Origin of the sequence: Legionella steelei, from assembly GCF_001468005.1 — a bacterium.
Lineage (GTDB): Bacteria > Pseudomonadota > Gammaproteobacteria > Legionellales > Legionellaceae > Legionella > Legionella steelei.
The window spans coordinates 796086-818224 of sequence record NZ_LNYY01000019.1; the positions used below are offsets into that span (position 1 = coordinate 796086).

A 22139-nucleotide genomic window follows, 5' to 3' on the forward strand; every position below is an offset into this window, starting at 1 on the left:
ATTGAGGTATTTATGTCTGTATTTCGCCAAATTAATAAATCGATTATTTTTTCCGCTATTCTTATTAGCTCAGCGCAAGCTGCGGGTACATTTCCAAGAGGATGTGAAGTCACAGGATTTGCTTATGCTCAAAACCATCTAATTTTAAATGAGACAGGAAATCAATCTTATTATTTAATACAAAATCATTCAGATGCTCGAGTTGAATTAGAGCGTGTAAATACTGAAGAATCATTTATGACTCCTCCACTACATGCTACATTAGATCCAATGACTTGGGGCGCATTTGCTTCTGATGTCAAAAATTTAAACTTTAAATGTTATAAACGTATCGATGAAAAAACCACCCTTATTGACTGTCGTAATGTATTAGAAGTATGCCAATACCCACGAGTTAAGTTTGCACTAAGCAACATGGGCAATTATTGGATTTCATTTAATAAACCTCAAGGTACAATTATACAAGAATCTGTAGCAAAAGGGATTTACTTAAAATGGTGATTTGTGGCTAAAAAAATATTTATACTCATAGGATGTTTTGGCTCACTTATTATAGTGTGTGGTCTTTTAAAGCATTTTGGCACGACTCCACCCAAACTTCACTCGCAGCTTTACTATTTTATTGGCGGTATTGCATTACTTATAACCGCCATTTACTTTAGAATGCTTTACTTCATAGCCCTCCAATTAATACTTCTTGCAGGGCATGCAGCAATTTTGCTAGGTAGTGGACCCTATACTCAGTTGTTCTTGCCACTATTACTATGCTGCCAACTACTCACATTCTATTTAATGCTTGGCAAAGAAAATAGAGCTTTTTTAATTTTGGGAATTTTTGGCATTGCCTTGCTTTCCATGGGCTTCGCCTACAATGATAAATGGATATTTTTTTCGGGAAGCACTTTTGTTGCTATATATGCTTACTACAGTGGGTATAAAGGATTACCCGCCGCTTATATTTGGGGTATTTTAAACACCGCAATTGCATTACTTGCGCTTTATAGAATACTTTTAATGTAGCATTGTCTTGGCAAAGGGATAATTGTTAGTTATATGCTTGAAGAGATTATTTGTTTAAAGAACCTGGGCTACGCTACCACTTCGCCCAGGTAACAACATGAGACTTACTTAGCTGGAACAATTTCAACATGTAAGTTAGCAATAACATCGCTGTGAACATGTATCTCAACTACGAAACTACCAATCGAATGAAGAGGACCTTCAGGCATTACGATTTCGCGCTTAACAATTTCAACACCTTTATCTGTTAAAGCATCTTTAATTTCATTAACGCCAACAGAACCGTATAATTTGCCTTCGTCGCTCGCCATAGCGCTAATAACTAGACTTATATCATTCAATTTAGCAGCACGTTGCTCGGCAGTAGACAATGACTGTTGTGCTTTTTTCTCCAGCTCTGACCGACGCTGTTCAAACAACTCAATATTTTTGGGTGTTGCAAAAACCGCTTTATTTTGTGGTATCAAGAAATTACGGCCATAACCTGATTTTACATTTACCTTATCACCCAGGTTACCTAAATTTCTCACTTTTTCTAATAAGATAACTTCCATCTTAATAACCCCTTAAATTGATTCGCCAACCCTTGAAGGGAAATACGATCTAAAATTAACTAAACTATCTAATGAACCAAGGACAATGTAGGCGCATAATACAAAAGTCGGTTTCACTAACATTAATAACATTAATAAAATGAACACCTTAACTTGTCTCTTACGAGAGAAAATAAAATAAACCAGACCAAATCCAGAAGCTAAAAAATAACACAGCACTATTGGAAGAACATTCATAGCCAGAGGAATTTCATAGAAAGTAGCTAACAAAACCCCAAAAAAAACTAAAAATGAAACTCTGCCACTTCGAAATGCCATTAGTTCATTCCTGAAACCACCAGGTAAAAATAATTTGGCCTGCATCGAACGAGCAAACATTAAGGAGATTGTCGAAGAAACAATAATACTCAATATCTGAATGCCGAAGAATAATTGCGCCAAAATTACTGAATTTATGCCATTTAGAGTAGAATCAACCAGTTCCTGGTATTGTGTCAAAATCATTTTAAACTGATTAAATTGTTCCACAATAAAACCGGGAGCTAAGAGTTGAAGAAACAGACATCCCAAAAATGCCAATATAAAAAATACCCCAGCTACTGCTTGCCATCGTTCAGCCTTCCGCAAACTTAATGCTGCGAAATAACATGGAAGATAAGCAATAAGAGTATTAATTATTGCTCCGGATAATGGTATTAACATTATCAGTGGAACAGAATGAATCACAAGTGCAGGCAACAAAACATCAAAACCGGACTTTGCACCCTTTCTTAATGTCACCAAACAAACTAAAGCAACTGAAATCCAAGATGCAAAGGGTAGCACTGAAAAAATAACAGCATATAGAATCGCTTGCTGCTTGCTTTCAAGTATTACCTTACATTGTCTTGTTATAAAATTGCCTGCTCGCATCATTATTATTTATTTATGGCTATCACAATAAGGCAACAGACCAAGAAATCTGGCTTGCATAATTGCTCTTGCTAATTGTCTTTGAAAACGAGTTTGTGTACCAGTAATACGACTTGGTACAATTTTACCGGTTTCTGAAATGTAGTTTTTCAGCAAATTGATATCTTTATAATCAATTTCATTGCCGCCTTCCGCACTAAAACGGCACATTTTTTTTCTTCGAAAATAAGCTGACATGAATAAGGCTCCTCTTAAGCAGATCTGGTTTCTTTCTCTTTCTTCATCAAAACAGACTCAGTAGTAATCGCTTGTTTTTGACGAGTAATCAAGTTTCTGATAATTGCATCATTGAATTTGAATGCATTTTTAATTTCATCCAGAGCTTCAAGACTACATTCAATATTCATAAGAATGTAATGCGCTTTATGAACATCACTTATTGGATAAGCTAATTGACGACGACCTAAGTCTTCTTTGCGGTGGATTGCACCACTGTGTTTGCTTATGATCCCTTCATAGCGCTCTACCATTGCTGGCACTTGTTCGCTTTGATCCGGGTGCACAAGAAACATAATTTCATAATGTCTCATGATTTCTCCTTATGGATGAAGCCTCCTGTTATCAAAACAACAACAGTAAGGCAAGGTTTATAAAAAAGCTGCCAATTATAACCATTTTAGATACATCATACAATTATTAATCAATTAAAAATCAAGAAATATCTAAGTTAAACTGAAGAAAGTAGGTATAAATTTATTTTTTATCAATTTGCACTAATTTTTTAGTGACAAGTATCTATGAATTAGGTTACCGTGCATTAAGTAAATGTTATTGATTTTACAACCAACTTATTTAAAAGTTACAGAGGTTTTTAATGGATATAATTTCTCTTCAGTTTGAAGAACCTTTAATAATTCATATTGGTGATGCGGCTGTTAAAATATTAGCTTTTAAAACGCAAGAGCATGGAAATATTAAGTTTGGTGTTGACGCTCCCAGATCAGTTAATGTGCATCGAGAAGAGATTTTTCATGCAATCAGGCAAAAGCAACAGCTTTTAGAAACGGCCGAGTAAATCTTTAAGTGAGTCAGCGATAATCATGCTCGATATCATTTTGCCGGATCAATTCTGGCATTATCTTCTATGGCTCATTCATAAACGATTTTCATTGATATAAGTACTTACCTGAGCAAATAAATGCTGCACGAGTTCGGACAAATTCTTATTATCTGATGATAAATGAGAAAAAATCTAAATTTTTCGTATCAAACCCGTAGGATATGCCAGCTCATTTTGAATCACTTTACTATTGCTGAAGTTGGAAAGATTGTTAATTCTTAATTGATTTTGCAACATTGCTTGCAGTGTTGCACTACGTTGTTCACTCAAAAGTGGATGCACTTGTATTACCCACGCACCATCCTGTTTGCCAATTTTTACTGGTTCATTGATTACACGGACTGGGGTTCCTGTGGGAACTATGCGAAACAAATATTCAATATCATCCGGAAACATACGGATACATCCGGCGCTTACACGCATACCAATTCCGTCAAGCTTGTTGGTACCATGAATGAGGAACGTTGGCCATCCCAACCGCAAAGCATGTTGACCTAAAGGATTATAAGGCCCCGAAGGAAACTCATCTGGAAGAAAATCACCATTTTTCTCTGCCTCCGCGCGCAGATTTTCTGTCGGACGCCATTTAGGATTCGCTTCTTTGGCGATGATCTTAGTTACTCCCAAAGGAGTACTCCATCCTTTTCGACCAATACCCACAGGAAAAGTAATCACCACATTTTCATTTTCAGGAAAATAATACAGTCGATATTCAGCTAAATTAATGACAATTCCTTTTCTAGGAACATTAGGTAAAATGTACTGTGCAGGAATAACAAGTCGTGAATTAACGATTAAACGCGTTGGATCGATTTGAGGATTGGCCCTGGTAATTTCATAATAACCAACATCAAAATGTTTCCCTATCTCATCAATTGTTACATTTGCTTCAGAGAGTGCGTATTGAATTTCGCCAACAACATCACCTGTTGCTGGTAAAACCAAAGTGGTTGCATTAGCGATAAATACATAAGAGAATTGTAAAATAAACAAAAAAAATAAGTTTTGTTTGGTTAAGAGCACTGGCAATGAATTACCCTTAATTTACGTTGGTATAAGGCCGCTAGCCTGACTTTTTTGCAATTTTGTAGCCTGGGTGAACCCAGCAGAGCCGGGAGTAGTAAAACTCGGGTTCCGCTGCGCCTCACACAGGTTACGATATATGCTTCATAAAAACAACATAATCAAATCACAAACTTTCATCTACTTTAAAACGCTCACCATACTTAGATTCAAGAGTTTTAAATAAATTTTCTAAATTATTTGTCCCAAAATCTTTAGCATAGTTCATAGGCCCACCACGAAATGGAGCAAATCCTGTACCGAAAATCATACCTGCATCCAGCAAATCCGCATCAGCAACAACACCTTCTCGTAAACAAGCAGCTGATTCATTAACCATCCTAAGGATTAGTCTGTCTGCAATATGAGGATCGATTGGTGTATTAGGCTGTTTTTTAATTGGCTTACCATTTTTATATTGATAAAGACCTTGGCCTGTTTTACGCCCTAGTTTGCCTTCCTTAACCATATCACGAAGTTTTTGTGGAACAGTTCCACCAAAATGGCCTGTTAAGTTTTCAGCAACAGCTAATCCGACATCCAGTCCTACAGTATCAGCCAATTCCACAGGCCCCATAAACATGCCAAATGACAAGGCAGCTTCGTCAATAGTCTCAGCGCTATAACCTTCATCCAATAATTGGACACATTCCATAAGATAAGGCATCAGTACTCGATTTACTAAAAATCCTGGGCTGGATTTAACCGGTAGTGGAAGCTTGCCAATTTGATTCACAAAAGCGCACGAATTAAGCTCAACTTTCTTAGATGTTTTTGAACTACTTACTACCTCAACCAAATCCATCTTAGCTACCGGATTAAAGAAGTGAATTCCAACCAAGCGATTGGCATTGCTCATGACACTACTCATTTCATCCAGAGGAATACTGGAGGTATTAGTCGCAATGATGGCATCTTTTTTAGCAAGTTTCTCAACTTTTTTCATAATTTCTTGTTTTACTGCAAGATTTTCAAAAACCGCCTCAATAATGACATCTGCTCTTGCAATACCATGTCCTTCTGGATCGGGTATTAAATTGTCCATTGCAGCTTGTATCAAACGTGGCTTACGTAGTTTTTTCTTATATAAAGCATGAGCACGACCAACTGCAGGAGCAATTTGAGCATAAGATTGATCCTGTAACGTCACTCGTATGCCTCGTAGTGCACACCAAGCAGCAATATCACCACCCATTACACCAGCACCTATAACATGAACATGGCTCGCTTTAAAATCACTACCTTTTGCAAAACCTTTCAAACGCTCTCGTAAATAAAAAGCTCGGATTAAATTTTTTGAAGTAATTCCACTTGAGACTAGATGCTCTACAGAGTCTATTTCCTTCAAATAAGCCCTATCTCCCTGCCCTCCCTCTTTTTCCCACAGATCAATAATGGCATAAGGAGCCGGGTAATGTTCTTTTCGTACCCGTTTAGCAACATTACGACGCATTAAAGCAGCGATTGGCTTTCTCATCCATGCGCTATTCGTCAATCCCTGTACAAATGAAGGTTTATGTTTCGCAGGCTTGTTTTTAATAAAATAAATCGCAGCTCGTTTTAACTGTCGTACAGGTACTACATCATCAACCATGCCTAAACTCTTAGCTTTGGCAGCAGGTACGGCACTTCCAGTTAAAATAAATTGTGATAAAGCATTAAAGCCGCCAATTAATTGAGGTAACCGTACGGAACCACCCCAGCCTGGGTGTATGCCCAACATCACTTCAGGTAAACCAATACGGGTATCTTTTTCATCGCTTGCAACTCGATAGGTACAAGCTAAAGCCAACTCACATCCACCGCCCATACAAAAACCGTCTATCATAGCAACACTAGGAATTGTTAATGCCTGTAAGCGAGCAAATACTGCTTGTCCTTTTCGTAAAAAGTCTACCGCTTGTGCTGGGGTTTCAAACGTTGAAAAGACATTCACATCTGCACCCGCAATAAATCCTTTATCCTTAGCAGAATAAACAATCAGACCTATAGCGTTTTTATCCTGAGAAATTTCATGCAAAAGGCTATTTAATTCATCCAAAACTTCTTCATTAATACTGTTTACAGAAGTATCTTTTCTGTCTATACCTAACCACAGAATATTGTCACTGTCTCGTTGTAAGTCCCAATGTTTGTAATTATTCATGTCCTTTCACCTCAGTCACTCGTTCAAGATACATAGCCCCGCCCTGTCCTCCACCAATACAAATAGAAGCCATACCTCGCGACTCATTTCTTTGTTCCAATGATTTCAAAACGTGCAATACAATACGCGCACCACTTGCACCTATTGGATGGCCAGCTGCAATTGCACCTCCATCACGATTAAGTTTTTCAAGTGAAGGTCCACCCATGGCCTTTTCTAAGCCTAATTGGGTGCGGCAGTACTCTTCATCATTCCAAGCTGCGACACAACCTAGAACTTGCGCAGCAAACGCTTCATTGATTTCCCAACAATCCATGTCTTCGGGTTTTAATTTTTGTCTTTGCAGGATAGGTGTTGCTGCATGAACCGGACCAAGCCCCATTTGTGAGGGATCAAGTGCAGACCATTGTGAATCAACAATTCGACCAATTACTTTTAATCCATATTTTTTTACTGCATCAGCACTAGCCAATAATAATAAGCATGCGCCATCAGTTATTTGCGAGCTATTACCAGCAGTGACCATTCCATATTTTTTATCAAAAAACGGTTTTAATTTAGCTAATTTTTCTACAGTTGAATCAGCTCTTATGCCATCATCTTGTGGATAAACTTTTCCTTTATAGTCAATAATCGGTGAAACTTCTGTCATTCTATTTTCAGCATAGGCTTTGGCCAGTCTTAAATGACTTTCAGTGGCAAATTGATCCATTTGCTCACGAGTAAGATGAAAGCGATAAGCGACTTTTTCTGCCGTTTGCCCCATATTCATACCAACAATAGGGTCAGTCAGACCGCGCAATAAAGCAATAACGGGCGCGAGATAAGCAGGCCTAAATTGTGTTATTAGGCCTAATTTTTGTCCCATGTTCTTAGCGCCATACCAATTGGCCAACCAGGATGTCATTTTTTGATTGAACAATAATGGAGCATGACTCATTGCATCAGTACCGCCTGCAAGAACCAAATCACTGCGACCACTCGCAATTTGCATGGCTGCATTATCTAGTGCCTGCATCCCAGAAGCGCAATTCCGCATCACAGTAAACGCGGGTACTTTATCACCGCATCCTAAACGCAAGGAAACCACTCGAGCGATATTGGCTTCATCTGGGCTAGGCATAGCACAACCAATAATCACTTCATCCAACTCAGTTGGAGCAAAAGGCTGACGATTTAATAAAGTCGTCCCGGCAGCTACCGCTAAATCAGATCCAGAAAAAGGACCTATTCCCTTGGCTTTGAGAAATGGCGTACGATTTCCATCAACAACATACACCTCTCGACCATGTAAATTCGACTTCTGTTTCATCGATCCTCCTTATTTTAAATTGCGGTCACGTCACTGCAACGATGTTTCATTAAAAGATAACACTCTCAACTAGTCCCGTAGCAATCGAGAAGCGATTGTCTTAATAAAGGACCAAATCTTTTAACTAAAACGCCATTACTCTTCACTGACATTAGCTCCGATTTATGAATGATAAAGAGTAGCAGTAATCATGAAAATTTGGAATTTTTTATAAGGTATTAAATATAAAATTAATTTAACTAACTTCTTGAAAAAATGAGTACAATAAGATTGGCATAAATAATTATCCTCACACTGATTAATTATAGATCATTTTATGTGTCTAAATTTTTATATTGTCAGCTTCGCTTCAATTTCTAAATAATTCATATTGACGACAAGAAAATACCTGATATACTGCCGAACCATTGATTGGAGAGATGGCCGAGTGGTCGAAGGCGCTCCCCTGCTAAGGGAGTATGGGAGAAATCCCATCGAGGGTTCGAATCCCTCTCTCTCCGCCAGTCAACGCGCCCGTAGCTCAGTTGGATAGAGTATCTGGCTACGAACCAGGGGGTCGGAGGTTCGAATCCTTCCGGGCGCGCCATTTTCAATAAAAAACACAAAAGTAAAATCACTCCGAAATAGCAGCCAAAACATCCAATGTCTTTGGCCCGGAAGTGTTCGAACCGAACGAGGTTCGACAAAATGTGAAGCGAAGAGCGCAAAGCGCGGCGAACATTTTGGACGCGCTTTAGCGCGCCGCAAAGCGGTGAGGAAGGAACAAAGTGACTGACGAATCTATCCTTCCCCTGAATCTTGGAAGCATTTAATTTTAATAGCATAATCTAAATATTAAATAATATTTATCCTTCCGGGCGCGCCATTTTTAATAAAAATCACAAAAAGCAAAAATCACTCCGAAATAAAAGCCAAAACATCTAATGTCTTTGGCCCGGAAGTGTTCGAACCGACCGAGGTTCGACAAAGTGCGCAGCGAAAAGCACGACGTGCGGCGCAGCATTTTGGACGCGCTTCAGCGCGCCGCAAAGCGGTGAGAAGCGAACAAAGTAAGCGACGATTCTATCCTTCCCCTGAATCTTGGGATCAATTAAATTTAATGATGCAATTTCTTTTTACGCAATAAATCCTTCCGGGCGCGCCATTTTTAATCTTGTAATATCCCGATATGCAACGAATTTCCGAGTATTTTTTGTAACGATCAACACAGGTTTCAGCAAATGTAGCCCATATTAGTGCAGCGTATGGGATTAAAAAAACTACAGCAAGGGTATTCTGCTTAAGACCTAGTGTGTATGTAAAAGTTGTTTTCGGACACCTTTCTAAGGCATTAGAAAAACAATCTACTATGCTGCTTGATGAAGTGATGCATAAATGCCGCTAATTAGCGGCTATTTTTATTTTCAAAACTATCCTTAGCTGTGTGCACTTGTTATAAGACACTAAAGTACACTGTCTTCATGCTGTAAAAGTAGTTTTTTGCACAGGCTCGCTCACTACCGGAGTTTGATGAGGATGGTAAAAAAAATGACTAGGGGATACTTTCGCTGTATTAGAAGGTTCTTTCAATAACTTTTCTAATGATTCATTTGCAATCATTCGTTGTTCAAAATAGGCCGGTGTATCGACAAGGCATTTCTCTTTGATCTCATCCCCCCCTTCATCAGAAGGGTTATTCAGAAATTGTATGCTTTCTGTATGGTTGTTTGGTATGAACGTAAATTCAGGGTAACGGTCTGACTTTTTATATCGTTGAAAATAGTCGTTGGCAAGCTCAACCTGAAATAAATTGGAGGAGGTACTGTAAATTTCAAGTTTTTTCTTAATGTTAACTGGAGCATCAGCAGCAACAGCGTGAAAATACTGCTTATTAAAACTGGTATTGATTTCTCCAGATGCAACATAGCCATCCAATTCAGTCAGAAACTGCATAAACTCCTCATGGGTAAAATGCTGTTTAATGGTTCCTTGCTCTGCATTTTTCAAAAAATCGGCAAGGGAATAGTTTTTAGCATAGGCTTGTAAAAATGTGTAACAAGGCTGGTTGTCTTTATCTTTATATTGAATAACAAGAAATTTATGCCCATCCAGCTCCTCAACAGGATCTGTATCACGGTTTTCAACCTTTATTCCAAACTCATAAATAAAAAATGATTCTTTAGTGTATAACCTGTAATTATTTGTCAAATATTGATCTTTATTTTTTATTTTTGACCACTTCGCTGCTGAACCAGCAAGGGCGGCAGCAATTCCCATAGCCGTGATACCGCAGCTCTGCTCAACAAACTCCTTTATGGTAAGTACCCTTTTAATATCATACTCTGGATTTTGCTCCAAAAAGTCCCAGATATGACGTGGATAGATTTCATCTAAAGGGTTTTCTGCCATAAGACGAATAAAATTAAAGAGATCTTGCATGGTTTTCATGGATTGTTTCCTTATATTAAAGACTGCTGTTTTTCCTGAAACTCAAGTTTAAGTTAAGTAGCAGCTAAGCAGGGTTCAGCCCCAAAATAGCACATTATAAATACATAATTAATTGAATTAGATCTTTAAGAGCAAATTTTGTACTTTTTATTTTATTATTTAAAGATTAAAAAAAAATTTATTGGGCTACGCATTTTGTGAAATTAACCCCTGCTCACAAACAAGTGAATTCTCTGGAACATTGATGAATGGTAAGTAGAATTGCTTAAGCGTTGTCTTTTATATTGCATATATTGCATTGCAAAAGAACTGGTGAGAGATTTGCTGTGAAATTATATTACTAACGAGGAACCTTGGGTAATGCAGATTTATTAGCCCAACACCCAAAAGCCATTCGCCAATTGTTAGAAAGCGATTATCAGAGTGGTAATTAAGAAAACTTCGTGGCCATGGTATTTATAGCTTTCGCCTAAGTGATAGCCCCCGCTTATTGTTCACAGTGCAAGAATTTGGCAATTAACGCTGTTTACTTGTATTAGAGCATCTGCCTACCCATGATTATGAAAAGAGTCGCTTTTTAAAGTCGGGAGTATTAACGCGGTATATTAATAAGCATATCACTAGGGCTCCATCCCCCTACCCCAGCAATTAGCCTTTGAGCCAGTTCCTTCAAGTCTTAATCAAGACATTGTTTCTCACTTTGAGCAATATAATCCTAAACAGCCATATATGATTGAACAATCCTTCGCTGAACTATCACGACATCCCGAAACAAGCTCCAATGCACTTTAAAGAACATGCTGCTAGCGCTTCATCCAAAGTATTCGATAAAATATGAACTATTTATTTCTTAGATAGATTTAATCCTTCTTCAGGAACATCAATTTGCTTTGTGATGGCGCTAATTCTATCCCTATAATTTTGTGTGCCTTGACCTACACTGCGTTGATAATCAAACTCAAATTCCCATTCTTTACAGAACTCTGCTATGATTTCCATGACCCTATTATAAATTTTATCAATATCATCAAGGCCTGCTTCATTAAGCTGATTATAATGTTCTTCATCAAAACATCTAGAGACAGTAGTAGGCAAACTCGTCAGAAAATCTGATGCCTCAGTGATTGCTGCGCATATTTCCTCACTACCTAGAGAACTGTTTTCGAGATCGTTAAATATTCTTTGTCCATTTCGCCATAGATTAACCATATTTCCATTTATAGCCCGCAATAAAGCTTTTTGCTCTTTAGTCATATCTTTGCTGTAAGTATGGATAATTGTAGCATTTAATTCACCCAGTACTTCTATAGCTACTAGCAATTTTTTAGGTAATTCGCCGACTTCCTTTTTGCGAAGGTCTTTTAACGTTTTATAGCTCTCACGCCCTGCATTCAAAATGAGTTTATTATCTTGTAACGTTGTTAAGAAATTTTTATAATCCACCCCGACCTCAAAACCATGCTCCTTAATTTTTTCCAATTGAGCACGATTAGATCGATATTGTATTAAGTTTTGTTTTACTGTTTCGCTGTTGAGAACCCCAATGATTTGACCCCATTCATCCGCTTGTTGTGTTCCATGGAAACGAGGATTATAAGTCCTTGATTCACTGGGGTAAGCTTTTAATACGCTATCAATCATCTGCATCCATTTTTTCTGAATTCCAGATAATCGTTCAACTTGTGCTGAAAGCTCATTTAATCTGCCCACTAGTTTAAAACAGTGCTCTGCGTCTTGGGGCTCAGTTAAAATAATGCTTTTTATTTCTTCGTTTAAGTCCTTCAACCAAGAAGGTTGAGAGACCTCTTGAAGGAATTCTTTATCCTCATTTGAAAGAAATGGATCCTCCATTTTTCCCAACGATTCTTGCAAAAATTCAGTCCACTTTAAAAAATCCTTATTTTTTTCAATTAAAGAATAAAAATCTTGTGGAAATCCTAATTTTTTCAAAGAAACCGACGTTTGCCCTAAAGGATGTCTCTGGACGTTTGCTTTAATTTTTTCTTGTAGTCGACTAAGCTTTTCTGACGAATCTATTGTCGTGTCATCCTCTAAGTCTTGAGATAGAGAGTGTCCCAGTGCACCCATTTGTATTTCATAGAGTGTATTAAAACTATTATAAATTTGCTCGTTTTTTAGTTTTTGTAATCTGTTCTCTATAGATTCTTTATCCTCAGAGCGTCGTCTATTCTCTATTACACCTGATAAGTTATTAGAAAGAAAAGCATGGATAGGATTAGATGCAACAGAATTCTTTAAGTTGAGTAAATCGTCCATTATTTTCGATTTGGGAGCGATGGCTTGTTCAATTTCAATTTGCTTTTGAATTGCAGTTAGGTAATGTGCTTTGAGAATGGTCGCAATGACATCCCTGCTGGTTCGTAAGGCCAATAAATCTAAGTGATTAGAATGCTCAACCTGCTCGCCACCAGGAAGCTCCATGCCTCGCTGTAAGTAATGATAAGTCTGCAGCTCTTGACGCAAAAATGCTTCAAGATCACCTTGATTATTGACATCAATCAATATCTGAGTAAGTCTTTCATCGCTAATTTGCTTAACAATTTCTTCTGAAAATTCCAGTTCCGTAAGAAAGGTTGGCATAGCCTCTATGTCGACACTGGGATATTGTTTTTTAAAATCCCTTTTTAAATCTGAGTAACTTGAATAGATTGATTTAATCAACCTGTCAAGCTCATCTGTATTATCAGCCGCAACCGAAATAAATGCAGACATTTGACGGAATAGAGTAAGTGGATTCACTTGGGAAGGTGAAGCGAATGCCATTGCATCTTCAAATGCTGCAATTACTTCTGGATTATATTGCCGCGAATAGGCCTCGATACCTCCTATGAGTGCGATCTCAGCAAATTCGACAAGCTGTTTGCAATAGGCGACTAATTCTTCTCGTGGCCAAAGAGTTAGATCATTAGTCCATTCTTCAAAGTCATAGTTTTCAGTTGCAATAATAAAATCTTCTCTATGAAGCGCCCCTTTGAATCGTTTATCTTCGTTAAGATCGATTGTTACGCGGATATCTCGGCAATGTGGCGCATCTCGTAACTGTTCCATAGTGTTTAATAGAGGATCTCCGCTATAACGATATTTGTTACATAAAATTTTAAAGTGTTGCTGAGCCACTGTTGGAGTTACTTTTGCCCTGAGGAGAGATACACCTAATTGCTCGAGTGTTGAATTAATGGCCTCTAACTCCTCTTCAACTTGATTGATAGGTGCCTGTTTCACCTTTTTTTCAAAGCGGGGTATTTGGGTATCCAGGAACTTGATTATCTCGAGTTGTACTTCTTGAACTTTAAATTCAGTATCAGGTAATCGCAAAGTTTCATTAATTTCCAGAAGAATATCTCTTTTCATTGAGAATTCCTCTCTTATTTGATTTTCTCTTTTTTGTTCGGGAATTTTGTCTTCAATTTTTTTGAAAATATTTCTGGCTCGTTCATTAGCTTTTTCTAATTTAAAAACGTGGTTTAATAGATTACTGTAATTCGCAAGATTGGGTTTATTGGATTCCTGGATATTTTCCTCTGCTTTGAGGGTCTGTTGCACTAGATCTTCCAATTCTTGTTTTAGTTCCTCAATTTCAGAACCATTTTTATTCTTTAATCTTAAAAACAGTTCATTTTTAAAATCAGCTACTTCGTTTAAAAATGGCTCGTAGCGCTCATAAAACGCTGCTTTTTTTGTAGAAAATAATTCTTCCTGTTGAGCAGATTCATCGAAGTCTATTAATATTTTATCGATTGCCAAGATGTTATTGATTATAGGGTTTATCTTTTCTAATCTTTCTTTCAATAATTTATTTTGTTCTTCTAATAATTTATTCGCGGCTCGCAGATATTGCTCTCTATTCAATTTCATCGCTTGGAGTTTCTCAGCTTCCTGAGAAAAGTTATCCATGTCTTTTTCGAGTTGCAGTAATTGAGCTTCTGCTTCTTTCTTTAACTGTTCTGCCTCTACACTTTCCTCACCAAACATTTCGTTTTTTAATTCGCAAATTTTAACAGTGAATTGAGAAAAACGTTCCAGAATAGTTATGGGAGAGCTACCTAAGGCCTTTTGGTAAAAATCTTCAAGCTTTCTAATCGCTTCATTTTGAGGGAAGGATTTAAGCTTAAGCTCCTTCCATTGTGTCGTTTCTAACATGTGAAGAACTTCTAAATTGCTGATAATTGTAGAAATTAATGAGGCGTTTAATTCTGAAAGCGACCGAGTCTGATCCTCAACACCATCTACAATTTTCCCAACTTTACTTTTTTTCTTTCTAGCTACTTTCTCAATTTTTTGTGCATTAGGCACCCGGTTCCGAGGTATTTTTTCAATATCTTCTAATTGGTGAAGTGCGTTTAAAAGATTCACATAATCGCTGGTTATGGGTAGCTCTTGCTGAAACTCCTTATTGATAATTTGTTCGACTTCCTTCCATTTTTGTTTTAAAGGGTCAACACTAAGTTCACTTTCTAATTGTTTCTTAATGAATGCCATCTTTTTTTGTGCAAGGGATTGCATCTCAGCATATGAGATCTTCTCACTGTACTCAAAGGATTTTATATCGGTATCGATCTCAATTGCTCTTGCGAATTTGGGACCTATTTGTTTTAAGGCTTCTGTAAAAATTGCTTTTTGCTGGGGAAGACGCTCTTTTTCTGGAAGTGAGGCAATTGAGTTAATGTCTAGTTCTAGTTGAGAAAAAATCCCCCAAAGCTCTCTCCAAAGTTCATTTACCTCATCCACTTCTAAATCTGATTTTTGCTCAGGCCGTTCAGTCGGTATTAATGAAGTGAAAAGTTTATTGGCAGTTGCGAAGGGAGAAAACTTTTTAACAATTCCATTAAATACCATTTGCCCAAACTCAGGTTGCTTGAGTCTATGAAATTGAGTATTTTTTAAGCTACGTAATTCGTTGAGAAGAAGTTGAACCTCATCAACTATTTTGAGTTGCTCTTCCTTAGACTGTGACATACTTCTCGCCCTCAAATGGATTATCTATAATCATATAGTGCAAATATTAACTATTTATTAAGGGCTCTACGTTTTATTGTCTTTTTTTCAAGGCAAGGTCCTTATATTTAAAGCAAACCCATATTTTATTCAGTGCTTAAAGTATGTATAAAAATCAAAATTGAATTAGAATTTTTCTAAATTAATAGCTAAGCTTAGTCAAGCTCTATGACAAATTAGCATCACCAGAAAATCTTAATCTTTTAAGTGAGAAAGGTAAGATCGGTAGTAAAGAGGATTTTTCTCAAAAAGATTTTATTGAACATAAAAAAGGTAAACCGTTTGGCTAGGAAGGTTTTTATTTTGTGTTTTGCACTCTATATACTAACTCTTCATTAGTATCAAGCGGACACATGTCTCCAGAGTAAGTTAAATCAGTCACGTTAGCATCAGAATCAAATTTATACGGTGTTTGCTCTACAGCAAAGGTCACGGTCTTTTTTTTACCATCAACGGCGATGTATTGATATTGATTAACAGGAATAATATGAATATCTTGGCAGTTTGCATTATTACTAATGTCCATAGCAAACTTTTCCACTACATCTTCATTATGTCTATCTTTTTTGAAAACCCAAATTGTATCAGCGTTATCTTTTATCTGGCTGATAAACTTATTATATGGTGGTGAACTCGTTGAAGAGCTTCTTGCATGATACAAAACAAACTGACCATTTTTAAGCATGGCTAATAGGCCAATACATGATTGGAAATCGCCAGAAAACAATACCATCCCTGTTTTACTTTGACCAGGTTCCATATAGCTCGCTCTAGCTATTTGTCCTTCAACCGTACTACAAATCATGAACTTCACCGTATCAGTCTGCTTCTCTGGCTTGAAAAACATAATCAGATCCTTTGAGACTTTTTACTTTTATAATTTTATTATAGCCACCAATTATCTGTATTTAAAATTTGTTGGCAGTTTGTCTTAATAACTGTTTTTTGCATCGCATAACCTCAATGTTATTTGCCCTAGCTTTGGTTTGGTGTTGGTCGAGCGGTTCACTCAAGGCGAAACCCAGCATATGCTGTCAAGCTCAAAATAGGGGCAAAACTTTTTTTAGGTGTGTTTTGTCTTACTACAATAGATTAAAAATAGTTCTCTTTATCTCTTGAAATTTAATCGGTTACCCCTATCTACAGAGTATTCCAAACAAAATTATAGGAGAATGTGATGACTAAGTTAGTTCGAAGAAATTATTTTCCTGCAAATAACGTTGTAGGAAGTTTATTAGAACAATTTTTTAATACGGTACAAAGTCAGGATGAAAGCGATACCTCATTTATTGAGACCAGCTCATGGGCACCATCTGTTGATCTTAAAGAGGAAAGTGAGCGTTTTCTTGTGATTGCAGATCTTCCTGGAGTAAAAAAAGAAGATATGAATATTTCGTTAGAAAACCATGTACTCACCATAAAAGGTGAACGAAATATTGAAAAAACAGAAAATCAAAAGACTTATACCCGGAGAGAAAGAGTTTATGGTCAATTTTATCGGCGCTTTTACTTGCCTGAAACGGCTGACGATAACCAAATTAGTGCTCGTTATACTAATGGCGTTTTAGAAATAATTATTCCTAAGAAAGAAAAAGCGGCTCCGAAAAAAATTGATATTTCAGTAACTGAATAAGCTGGGATCTCTTATTGGGGATTTTCATTGAGTTTTACAGGAACATTAGTTAGAGCATTTATATAATCCTCGCTTACTTCATGTAAAAGCACTATCTTTCAGGGTGTATTATTTTGATACACCCTAATGTAGGAATTGAGTTAGAACAAGCCCAAATTCCTTCACCTTAAACCAGTTCAAGCTCGTCATGTGATGGCATTAAAACAAACTTGATAACATGATGCCAACGGCTCTGATGCAAGCACTCATGTTTTTCATAAGGTAAATAGCTAATTGGCTTTTACTTACTAAATAATCAATTAGCTTATATTTCACTCCCTATGCACATATAAATTGGCAAAATAAACCTTTATAAAAAACAAATCCTAGCTAAGACACAAGAAGTATTGGCTTATTTCAGGTCGCCCCTAGGTCTTTGTATTGAGAATCCATATCATCCCATTAAGATAGCCAGCAAAAATAAGCCATACGAAATAAGGAGTTAATAGTAATGCAATCCCTTTATCCATATTTTTAATTTTTAGGATAATGAGTGCATTTAAACTAATCATGACTACTATCCATAAAAAACTAAATCCAATCCAATGTAGTTGAAAAAAAAGTGGTGTCCAGACCCAATTCATAATGAGTTGTACTAGATACAGATTAAATACCATTTTAATTTGGGGTCTGCTGCGATTTTGCCATAACCTAAACCCAATAATCGCAAGAAATGCATATAATATGGACCAAACCACAGAAAAAACCCAACCTGGAGGAGTTAGAGTTGATTTATGAAGCCCTTCATACCAAGAATAAATATTCGCTTGGGTTAATAAACCTAAGAAGAAACCTATTAGTTCAAAAGATAAAATCCAACCAATCAATTTAATTCCGTTCATTTTGTTCAAAATCATCGCTCCAAATTTTCGATAGCCCCTCACGAAATGAAGGATAGCGAAAAACAATATTTAACTCCCTTTTTATTTTTTCATTAGACACACGACGATTGCTTAAATAAAACTCTTGTTCCTTTGGTGATAATGATGCCTCTTCAAACAAAATTAAAGGCAATGGAACCTGCTTAAGTAACGAAGCCGCATATGCATCAACCACATGAGATGCAGCTGGTTCATCATCAGCTACATTATAAATGGACAAAGGATTGGTTTTTTTTATTGAGGCAAGGAGTATTGACACAATATCATCAACATGAACACGTGAAAACATCTGTCCTTCTTTATAAATACTGTATTTTTTCCCAGATTGAATCCGTTCAAGAGGATTTCTTTCCGGTCCATAAATTCCCGCTAATCTGAAAATATGTAATGGAAGTTTGTTGTATCTTGCATAAGAAAGCCATGCATTTTCTGCTTCCAAACGTAAAATTCCTGATGAGCTCTGTGGTCTGCAGATACTTGATTCATCAACCCAATTTCCTTGATAGTTTCCATAAACCCCTGTAGAAGATAAATAGCCTATCCACTCAATATGTGCAGCATACTGCTTAATCAAGTCCGAATAATTAGATAATATGAGATCACCAATACCTGGTATAGGTGGGACACTAATCAAAATGTGGGTAGATTGACTGAGGTAATATTTAATATCTGAAGCCTCAAAATCAATAAGTGTGATTACAGGAGAATGATTCGTTGTTTTCTTTCTTTCTTGACGTGTTGTACCAACAACCGCAAAACCTAACTGAATCAGTTTCTCAGCAAGCCGATTGGCAGTGTAGCCAAAGCCAAAAATAAAAAAAGCAGTGGTCATTTGAATTACTTCCTTTTTAACTGATTGTAATAATTTAAAACCCTCCTACTCGCCTCATGATGATTAATAATCAGCTTTGGATAATTTGTCTTAGGGAGTCGAATAAAGAAGTAATCTATAATGTTCTAATTTATCATAATAAACTCATAGAATTGAATAGAGTAACGCCACAAACAAAAACTGGCGTTACTCTAAATAGTTTGCACTTATATTTTCTTAAAGTACTGGAGATGTCGCTATTGATTTTTTGAAAGTAACAATCAAATTTGAATCTTTCGTTTTTGTGGTCATTGAATTCGGATCATAACCCTTTGGTAATTCAAATGCTTGACTGTAATTACTTTGAGAGTAGCTTACACTTTTGTTATTATCTTGTTCACGCGTAATTTTTTGTGTTACGTTCGAGCTCACTATCAATTGCCCCCCTTTCACGGAGACATCGACTTTACTGTCAGCACCTTTTGGTAATTTTACTTTATATATGATCTCATTTTTACTTTCTTTAATTTCAATATTATTTGTACTACCAAAAGGCATTTGATTGGGTTGACTCACTAAGTTATGTTGCATTTGTGAAAATTGACTTTTCATAAATTGATCCATAGCTCGTTGCATTTGATCCATTTGCTTCAAAATATCGTTAGGTGATTTAAAGAAAGGATCATTATCAAAGGGATCCACGTTTACTTGCTGATTACTCTTTTGCACTTGATTATTTTGTTTCGCCTCAAATGCTATGGCTCCTACTGATATCATAGTGATAAGCGGAACAGCGATTAAAATAGAAAGTAGTTTCTTATTCATCTAAATCTCCTTTCGGAATTGGAATATCAAAAATTCAAGTTATTTGGATAAGTAGTTATGAGCTAATAGTCATAACCCGACTCTATTTTACTCATCAAAAAATAGGACTTCACCGGAGGAAACATCGTACAAACCACCAATAATTTTAATGGTTTCTTGATTCTTTAGTTCCTTTATAATACTGCTTTTATTTAAAATAATTTGAATGCTATTTTTGATATTAATTTTGGCAACTTCATTGACATAAGCGAGATTATTCCCGTTTCGATTGTCTTTAAATGATTTTTCCAGATTGATTGCTGGTTTTATTTTTTCTAAAAGCTGGGTCAAATACCCTAACTGAGCCTCATCACATGCTCCTTTTATTGCGCCACAGTTGGTATGACCTAGCACTACAATTAATTTAGATCCGGCTGCTTTACATGCGAATTCCAAACTGCCAATAATATCATCATTCACAATATTACCAGCAATTCTAATACTAAAAATATCGCCAAGACCTTGGTCAAATATTAATTCTGCAGGGGTTCGTGAATCAATACAACTTAGAATTGTAGCAAATGGGTATTGCCCATCAGCTGTTTCATTGACTTGTTGCAGTAGATTTCGATTAAATCGCAAGTTTTGAATAAACCGTTGATTTCCGTTTCGCAGCAAATCAAGTGCTTGGTCTGGGGTGATATTATGTTGATCTTTTTTGCTAATCGTTTTCATAAATGCTCCAATCTAATAATTTAACTATTTAACTTGTTTTTTTTAATTTCCATGACGTTATTCTCTATGGTGCTGCAAATATCATTCAGAGGTAAATGGCTCAAATTATCAATTGAAAAAGGATTCTGTAGCTCTACTCCTATTTGGTCTAATGAAAAAAGAGCATAGGCGACCAAAGTCACGATAATAGGATTAATATATAGAGAGTAATTAACTAGAGCTACAGGAAGTATAATTAAAAATAAAAGGATAAATCGACGTGATTTAATTGCCATAACAAAAGGCATGGGCGTTTTTAATATCCGTTCGCACGCACCTTGACAGTCCAGAATTGTTCCTCGAAGCTCTTCTGCTTTCAAAAAAGAAAACTGATTTAATTTGCCACTATCTTGCATCTGCGACAACATAAAGGCTAGCTTTGACGAAATTAAATTAGGTTTATGTTGCCACTGCTGTAATTCAGCATAGGTATCCTCACATAATAAGTGTTTTACTTCCTCTATAGAAGAAGCCCCTCTAAGGCTATTCTTCATAAGATAAGGCATTGCTGCAATTAAACCGAGAATTTTACCTATCTCGCCTCTATTTGAAGTGTCAACATAACTTATTATAAAAATTGCCAAGTTTCTACTGCAATTAACCACATTGCCCCATAGTTTTCTTGCTTCCCACCAGCGGTCGTATCCCGCATTGACACGAAAAACTAAAATTAATCCCATGATTACCCCAGCGTACTCAAAGGGGCTTATAGGAAGAGACAACCAGGGAACAAAAATACTTAGTAAAGAAACAAAACACGCGTAAATACATACCGCCAAAACTTTCTTCCATACTCGAGGAGTAACTGAACCATGAATGGCAAGCGCACATTCCATGAAATTTGGATATTCATATTGATTTATAGTTTTTTTATTTTCTTTCATAGCATTTCGCCTAATTTATGTCTACAACTCCTAGTTGCTTCGCATAATAGTTAATACTGAGCATTGATTTGCATTCTAGAATTCTTTATTTTTCAATAAATGTATTTGCTATTTTTGAATAGCTTATCTAGGTTGCATTTAATTGCTGATGAGTATGAAGCAGAACGAAATGTTATTTGAGCTGATGACATGGCTTAAATCCTCTTAATTTTAAATTTTAAAAATAAAACAAAAAAAAATTTCAATTTAATGGTAAGAGATGAAATGTATATTTACTTTTTAAATAGTTATTATTAATCCTCTTCATAAAATGCATAGAGATTCTTAATAGGGATTATCGGTTCTAATTTCAAGATAATTATTAAAATAATTTTAGAAAAAATTTAGCATTCAATCGTACCGGAACAACGAAGCCTTTGCCAAACCTGCGCTGCATAAACAATCACTCTTCTGACTTTTCAAAATAACGCTTTCCTTTTAAAGCCAACACATGTTGCTCCAAAGAAATATCGATGTCTTCTTTTTTTACACCGGGAATATCAGCAAGCACAACAAATCGGTTTTTTCTTCTTTAATATCCACAAGACCAGGTACTTGTTTCAATAAATGAGGCATCCTCTTGTTGTGGATTAAAAAAGTTTTCCAGTAGATTCATTTCTTGATACATAGGTAATCTTCTTCGTAAAGTATTCATAGTATCTTCTTGTTTAGTGTTTTTGGATAATCTAAAAATAGGGTCGTGAT

General features: G+C 36.4%; 21 protein-coding genes, 2 tRNA genes and 1 pseudogene. 7 read left to right on the plus strand and 17 right to left on the minus strand.

The window, feature by feature from the left end; all coding sequences use genetic code 11:
• Positions 1 to 12: 12 nt before the first annotated feature.
• Entirely contained in the window at positions 13 to 501 is a 489-nt protein-coding gene (locus tag Lste_RS07690; protein WP_058510462.1) for a hypothetical protein, read from the plus strand.
• A 3-nt stretch (positions 502 to 504) separates the two neighbouring features.
• Complete coding sequence (locus tag Lste_RS07695) at positions 505 to 1020, plus strand: hypothetical protein (protein ID WP_058510463.1); 516 nt, start codon at positions 505 to 507, stop codon at positions 1018 to 1020.
• 104 nt (positions 1021 to 1124) lie between these two features.
• Here the strand turns inward: Lste_RS07695 and rplI are convergent, their stop codons facing one another.
• Genes rplI through rpsF form a run of 4 tightly spaced genes read right to left on the minus strand, consistent with a single transcriptional unit; the run spans position 1125 to position 3076 of the window.
• The gene (gene rplI / locus Lste_RS07700) at positions 1125 to 1574 is read right to left on the minus strand and encodes a 50S ribosomal protein L9 (protein ID WP_058510464.1); all 450 of its coding nucleotides are present in this window, start codon (positions 1572 to 1574) and stop codon (positions 1125 to 1127) included.
• A 12-nt stretch (positions 1575 to 1586) separates the two neighbouring features.
• Positions 1587 to 2489: a hypothetical protein gene (locus tag Lste_RS07705; RefSeq protein ID WP_193393392.1), complete on the minus strand. Its 903-nt coding sequence runs from the start codon at positions 2487 to 2489 to the stop codon at positions 1587 to 1589.
• A gap of 6 nt (positions 2490 to 2495) precedes the next feature.
• The gene (rpsR, locus tag Lste_RS07710) at positions 2496 to 2723 is read right to left on the minus strand and encodes a 30S ribosomal protein S18 (RefSeq protein WP_010653600.1); all 228 of its coding nucleotides are present in this window, start codon (positions 2721 to 2723) and stop codon (positions 2496 to 2498) included.
• A 14-nt stretch (positions 2724 to 2737) separates the two neighbouring features.
• Complete coding sequence (gene rpsF, locus Lste_RS07715) at positions 2738 to 3076, minus strand: 30S ribosomal protein S6 (RefSeq protein WP_058510465.1); 339 nt, start codon at positions 3074 to 3076, stop codon at positions 2738 to 2740.
• Between the two features lie 284 nt (positions 3077 to 3360).
• On the opposite strand from rpsF, the gene Lste_RS07720 reads away from it, so the two are divergent.
• Positions 3361 to 3561 carry a carbon storage regulator gene (locus Lste_RS07720; RefSeq protein ID WP_058510466.1) on the plus strand — a complete coding sequence of 67 codons (201 nt, stop codon included), beginning with the start codon at positions 3361 to 3363 and terminating at the stop codon, positions 3559 to 3561.
• A gap of 177 nt (positions 3562 to 3738) precedes the next feature.
• Here Lste_RS07720 and Lste_RS07725 read toward each other — a convergent pair whose 3' ends face one another.
• The 3 genes from Lste_RS07725 to Lste_RS07735 form a co-directional block, all read right to left on the minus strand.
• On the minus strand, positions 3739 to 4629 hold the full coding sequence (locus Lste_RS07725) for a L,D-transpeptidase family protein (RefSeq protein WP_058511683.1): 891 nt from the start codon (positions 4627 to 4629) through the stop codon (positions 3739 to 3741).
• A gap of 166 nt (positions 4630 to 4795) precedes the next feature.
• Positions 4796 to 6814, minus strand: a complete 2019-nt coding sequence (locus Lste_RS07730) for a 3-hydroxyacyl-CoA dehydrogenase NAD-binding domain-containing protein (RefSeq protein WP_058510467.1) — start codon at positions 6812 to 6814, stop codon at positions 4796 to 4798.
• Positions 6807 to 8126: an acetyl-CoA C-acetyltransferase gene (locus Lste_RS07735; RefSeq protein WP_058510468.1), complete on the minus strand. Its 1320-nt coding sequence runs from the start codon at positions 8124 to 8126 to the stop codon at positions 6807 to 6809. Before Lste_RS07735 ends, Lste_RS07730 begins: the two co-directional genes overlap by 8 nt.
• Before the next feature lie 413 nt (positions 8127 to 8539).
• Between Lste_RS07735 and Lste_RS07740 the strand changes: the two genes are divergently transcribed.
• The 3 genes from Lste_RS07740 (at position 8540) to Lste_RS07750 (ending at position 9252) form a co-directional block, all read left to right on the plus strand.
• A tRNA-Ser gene (locus Lste_RS07740) sits at positions 8540 to 8629 on the plus strand.
• 6 nt (positions 8630 to 8635) lie between these two features.
• Positions 8636 to 8712 (plus strand) — tRNA-Arg (locus Lste_RS07745).
• Positions 8713 to 9066: 354 nt separating this feature from the next.
• Positions 9067 to 9252, plus strand: coding sequence for a hypothetical protein (locus tag Lste_RS07750; protein ID WP_058510469.1), 186 nt, complete (start codon positions 9067 to 9069; stop codon positions 9250 to 9252).
• A gap of 332 nt (positions 9253 to 9584) precedes the next feature.
• On the opposite strand, the gene Lste_RS07755 is transcribed toward Lste_RS07750, so the two are convergent.
• From Lste_RS07755 to Lste_RS07765, 3 genes are all read right to left on the minus strand, one after another.
• Positions 9585 to 10553, minus strand: coding sequence for a hypothetical protein (locus Lste_RS07755; RefSeq protein WP_058510470.1), 969 nt, complete (start codon positions 10551 to 10553; stop codon positions 9585 to 9587).
• A gap of 843 nt (positions 10554 to 11396) precedes the next feature.
• The gene (locus Lste_RS07760; RefSeq protein WP_058510471.1) at positions 11397 to 15530 is read right to left on the minus strand and encodes a hypothetical protein; all 4134 of its coding nucleotides are present in this window, start codon (positions 15528 to 15530) and stop codon (positions 11397 to 11399) included.
• Positions 15531 to 15867: 337 nt separating this feature from the next.
• Complete coding sequence (locus Lste_RS07765) at positions 15868 to 16416, minus strand: hypothetical protein (protein ID WP_058510472.1); 549 nt, start codon at positions 16414 to 16416, stop codon at positions 15868 to 15870.
• A gap of 330 nt (positions 16417 to 16746) precedes the next feature.
• Between Lste_RS07765 and Lste_RS07770 the strand changes: the two genes are divergently transcribed.
• Positions 16747 to 17202, plus strand: a complete 456-nt coding sequence (locus Lste_RS07770) for an Hsp20/alpha crystallin family protein (protein WP_058510473.1) — start codon at positions 16747 to 16749, stop codon at positions 17200 to 17202.
• Positions 17203 to 17609: 407 nt separating this feature from the next.
• On the opposite strand, the gene Lste_RS07775 is transcribed toward Lste_RS07770, so the two are convergent.
• The 7 genes and pseudogenes from Lste_RS07775 to Lste_RS19715 form a co-directional block, all read right to left on the minus strand.
• Positions 17610 to 18092 (minus strand): TspO/MBR family protein, encoded by a 483-nt coding sequence (locus tag Lste_RS07775; protein ID WP_058511684.1) that lies wholly within the window; start codon positions 18090 to 18092, stop codon positions 17610 to 17612.
• Positions 18070 to 18954, minus strand: coding sequence for an SDR family oxidoreductase (locus tag Lste_RS07780; protein ID WP_058510474.1), 885 nt, complete (start codon positions 18952 to 18954; stop codon positions 18070 to 18072). Before Lste_RS07780 ends, Lste_RS07775 begins: the two co-directional genes overlap by 23 nt.
• A 216-nt stretch (positions 18955 to 19170) precedes the next feature.
• Positions 19171 to 19758, minus strand: a complete 588-nt coding sequence (locus Lste_RS07785; protein WP_058510475.1) for an Hsp20/alpha crystallin family protein — start codon at positions 19756 to 19758, stop codon at positions 19171 to 19173.
• An 87-nt stretch (positions 19759 to 19845) separates the two neighbouring features.
• On the minus strand, positions 19846 to 20472 hold the full coding sequence (locus Lste_RS07790; protein WP_058510476.1) for a carbonic anhydrase family protein: 627 nt from the start codon (positions 20470 to 20472) through the stop codon (positions 19846 to 19848).
• A gap of 20 nt (positions 20473 to 20492) precedes the next feature.
• A complete protein-coding gene (locus Lste_RS07795) occupies positions 20493 to 21395 on the minus strand; it encodes a bestrophin family protein (RefSeq protein WP_058510477.1) in 903 nt (300 codons plus the stop codon).
• Between the two features lie 442 nt (positions 21396 to 21837).
• Positions 21838 to 21951 (minus strand): annotated as a pseudogene (locus tag Lste_RS19575) (Hsp20 family protein); the annotation flags it as partial.
• A gap of 15 nt (positions 21952 to 21966) precedes the next feature.
• Positions 21967 to 22089 carry a hypothetical protein gene (locus Lste_RS19715; protein WP_272947117.1) on the minus strand — a complete coding sequence of 41 codons (123 nt, stop codon included), beginning with the start codon at positions 22087 to 22089 and terminating at the stop codon, positions 21967 to 21969.
• Positions 22090 to 22139 lie beyond the last annotated feature (50 nt).